3 protein-coding genes are annotated in these 3,900 nt (G+C 60.1%); 2 read left to right on the forward strand and 1 reads right to left on the reverse strand.

Annotated features, from left to right (window positions below; translation table 11 throughout):
* Positions 1-1,049: 1,049 nt before the first annotated feature.
* Positions 1,050-2,120, reverse strand: a complete 1,071-nt coding sequence (locus CKO15_RS13225; protein ID WP_200197160.1) for a transposase — start codon at positions 2,118-2,120, stop codon at positions 1,050-1,052.
* Positions 2,121-2,263: 143 nt separating this feature from the next.
* On the opposite strand from CKO15_RS13225, the gene CKO15_RS13230 reads away from it, so the two are divergent.
* Positions 2,264-2,647, forward strand: coding sequence for a hypothetical protein (locus CKO15_RS13230; RefSeq protein WP_200197162.1), 384 nt, complete (start codon positions 2,264-2,266; stop codon positions 2,645-2,647).
* Between the two features lie 168 nt (positions 2,648-2,815).
* A complete protein-coding gene (locus CKO15_RS13235; RefSeq protein ID WP_200197164.1) occupies positions 2,816-3,607 on the forward strand; it encodes a SapC family protein in 792 nt (263 codons plus the stop codon).
* The last annotated feature ends 293 nt before the right edge of the window (positions 3,608-3,900 follow it).

The following is a 3,900-nucleotide window of genomic DNA, read 5'->3' on the forward strand; positions in this document are numbered from 1 at the left end:
AGCCTAGCGGAGCCTGTGGAGCGAAGGGCTTTGACAGAGAGGAAGCGGGATTAGACGGGGTGTGACGATGACGCAGAGCATCAGGCAAGCGCCGGCCGGGCTAATCCGGCTACATGAGGCATCGAGAAGGGCCCACGGACAGGCACTTTGGTTGTGTTGGGCAAGGAGGCCCAGGGACACGCAAGGGCCAGGCCAAGGGCCACGGACAGGCAGAGCGCCGAGATAAATCGGTAGGAGATTGGAGGTGAAAGCCCTCTGCCCGGTAAGGGAGGCCACCGGCCGGGACCCCGAGTCATGGGCTGTTGCCCGCGAGGGCAGTGGCTAAGCGTTGACAGGGGAAGGTGCAGGCCCAGTATTGAGCTCCGAAATCAGCGTCGAGAGTGCCAACGGGGAACAGGGACAGGCACTTTGGTTTGGGTGGGCAAGGAAGGTAGTAGACAGGGAAGCATTGTCACATGGAAGGGCGGGCCATGCTGAGACTCAGACGCATTTAAGGCTGTGTGGCTTAGGATGATTGAGGAATCAGTCGGTAACGAGCGTTTCTACTTCGTCTACCGGGTCTTATGTTAAAAGGTTGGTAGGGAGTAGGGCACGGCGGCCCGTTTCAGTCGATTTATTTGCTGAAGGTGGGGAGTAGCGTTGATCGGTTCGACTGAGCCAGTAGCGTTCAGTTAGCGCGGTCGAACGGATGAGCGATAGTGATCTCTCAGCCGGGTCCGCGAGTGGGCTTCGGGGAACAGGGACAGGCACTTTGGTTTGGGTGGGCAAGGAAGGTAGTAGACAGGGAAGCATTGTCACATGGAAGGGCGGGCCATGCTGAGACTCAGACGCATTTAAGGCTGTGTGGCTTAGGATGATTGAGGAATCAGTCGGTAACGAGCGTTTCTACTTCGTCTACCGGGTCTTATGTTAAAAGGTTGGTAGGGAGTAGGGCACGGCGGCCCGTTTCAGTCGATTTATTTGCTGAAGGTGGGGAGTAGCGTTGATCGGTTCGACTGAGCCAGTAGCGTTCAGTTAGCGCGGTCGAACGGATGAGCGATAGTGATCTCTCAGCCGGGTCCGCGAGTAGCCTGGTGGCGGGATTTGCTGGTGTCGTTGTCTCCGACACCGCTGTGTTCTGCCCGGTCACCTTTGCCGCTGAGGGCGTTGAGATGATCCCGGCCCTTACGGCGATAGAGGGCTTCAAATCGAGTGGCCTGCTCGAGCCACTGCTCATCGGCGAGCCCGAGTCGCTGCAGGATGGGAGGGGCGTTTTGGGCGATGGCGCCGCGCTTTTTGGGGTCGATGGCGCGGCCGGTGTGATCGACGAGCGCTAGGTACTCCTCGAAGGTGCAGGGAATGCCAGCTAGGGTGGCGGCGGCAGCCGCTGTCGCATCCCGAAAAGGCAGCAGTGGCTTAACGGGAGCAGGCAGCTGTAGGCACGAGAGCAATCCAGCGACCTCGACGCCGGCATTGAACCGCTCTCGCAGTGCTTTGTCGAGATCGAAGCGCGGCTCGATGCGTTCCCGCAGCCCGGTGTGCTCGGATTCCTCGGGCGTGGGTGCGATGGCCGCGCGCACGGGATTAAGATCGACGTAGGCCATGCAGGCGAGCAGGGCGGTATCGCTGCAGAGGGCTTGCGACTTAAATCGTGCCTCCCAGAAGTGGCCCTTACAGCCATCCTCTTTGTTGGCCTGCCGGGCGATGGGCTCGTTGAGGCAGCGCATAAACCAGCTCAAGTCTCCTAGCCGCTCCCGGTAGATCTCGATCCACTCGGCGAGTTCGATCTGCTCACTGGCATCGAGAGGCTTGCCGGCTAGATGCTTCTGCATCACGGGTGCGCCTTTATAGACGCCACGCCAGCGCTCGATGACCTCCTCATCGGACCACTCTTCGGTCTGACTCGGGTTGAGCTTGACGACGATATGGCAGTGATTCGACATGACGGCATAGGTGGCGATGTCGATGGCGAAGATCGAGCTTAGCAAGCGAAGCTGATCCTCGACCCACTGGCGTCGATGCTCGTAGCTTTTGCCGGAGACGTGATCCTCGCCGCAGAGGAAGCTGCGTCGCACACAGCGCGTGACGATGTGGTAGTAGGGGATCGAGGGTGAGATTTGCTCACAGCGAGGGCGGGGCATGTTGGGCTCTCCTTAGCCGTTGCCTGTAGCCGGGTGATCGACAGGCGGTATCCCTCAACCGGGTCACTCGCCGTGTCGATCGTGTCGGTGGCCGAATCCTTCGACACCACAGCTCAGTTTACTCTACCCCTTGGGGAGGCTCAATGGCGCGGCACAGGGATCGTCCGAGGTGGCGGCTCAGTCGGTGGTGCTTGTGTGCTGGCGATGGCGGTGACGACGGTACCGGCGGTGGCGATGGATATAACGACGATGACGACGATGACGACGATGACGACGGTGATGGCACCCTGTTGGGGGTGCCATCGTCGAGTAGTCGCCGATTGTTCTCGGTCTGCCTCAATTTCGCTTCGATGCGGGGTTCGATGGGACTCAGCACGATTTGCCGCCGCGCTACAAGTCGTGAAGCTGACGTTGCCGCTCTAGCTGATCGACAACCGATTGGAGCCAATGTGCTGTTCTCCCTCGTCAATCTGATCACGGATGCGCCTGAGGCCGTGCTCCTGATAGACTGGGGCGCATGGTCGTAGCGGTTTTGCTGCAGTGGCTGGTAACGCAACCGGTTTAACATGCCGCTGCCCCGACGTATTCGGTGGGATAGAAGCGCCCGAATCGCATCCCGCCTGTCCACTGACCCCGTCTATGAGGCGTGACCCTAGCATCTTAGGAGTCACGGCCCTCGCTATGGAGAACACCCCATGTACAAGCACCTGCAACCGTTCCAGAGTGCCCGTCACGGCCGGCTTCGACTGAACCTGGATGCCGGCTATGCCTATGCGGCACAGGAGAACTTCGCCCCGGTCTTTCTACAGGAGCTGCCGAACTTGGTGCGGGAGTATTTCATCTGCTTTCCCAACAACCAGACCAACCTACCGCATGTGCTGCTGGGTTTTGTGAAGGAGCAGAACGCCTACGTAAGCCCGCATGGGCAGTGGCTGGGCAGCTACGTACCGGCCTACCTGCGGCGTTACCCGTTCAGTCTGACGCGCAGTGACGATCAGGCTGCGGATGCCTTCACCGTTGCCCTTGATGAGCAGGCGGACTGCCTCGGGAGTGATCTGGGCGAGCCGCTGTTGACTGAGCAGGGCACCCCCAGTGAAGCGCTGGAGGCTAAGATCCAGCTGCTCAAGGGCATTGAGGCGCAGCGCCAGCGCACACAGGAGGCGGTGCGCGAGATTGAGGGTCAGGGGCTGTTCAAGATGGAGCAGCTGAGCATCCAGCGTCAGGATCAACCGGTGGCGAACATCGGCGGGCTGCGCATGGTCGATCCCAAGGCACTGGACGCCCTTGATGGTGAGGCGCTTAAGCGATTGCAGAGTCTAGGTGCCCTAGAGCTGATCCATGCCCACCGCCTCTCGCTGTCTAACCTACGCCTCGGTCTGCTGGCTGGAGGGGGCTCTCATACGCAGCGGCAGCAAGACCCTCTAGCGGGTCTACCGGCGAATCAACTGTTTGGCGATGAGGGTCTGAATTTTCGTTTTGATCACTGATTGATTTGGCAGTTTATGGATCGTTTGGTGTGGTGGCGATGGCTTAGGTGCCGGCGATGGAAGCTGGGGGACAGTGCGGCCTGGCAAGGCCGCGTGTTCTAGCGGGTGAGAGTCCCGCCTAGGTAATCGTGAGCCGCGAGCCTAGTATCGAGCCTTGCGGCGTGACTGGCAACGGTCGTGTCGATGCGTAGGCACGAAAGCAGGCGAGGTGCAAAGGTAACGGGTGAAGCCGACCCTGAAGGTATTGAGCCCCGAAAAAGTTAGTCGGAGAGTGCTGACGGGTTTGTCCCCCC

Source organism: Halorhodospira abdelmalekii (assembly GCF_016583625.1).
In the GTDB taxonomy this organism is placed as follows: Bacteria; Pseudomonadota; Gammaproteobacteria; order Nitrococcales; family Halorhodospiraceae; genus Halorhodospira; species Halorhodospira abdelmalekii.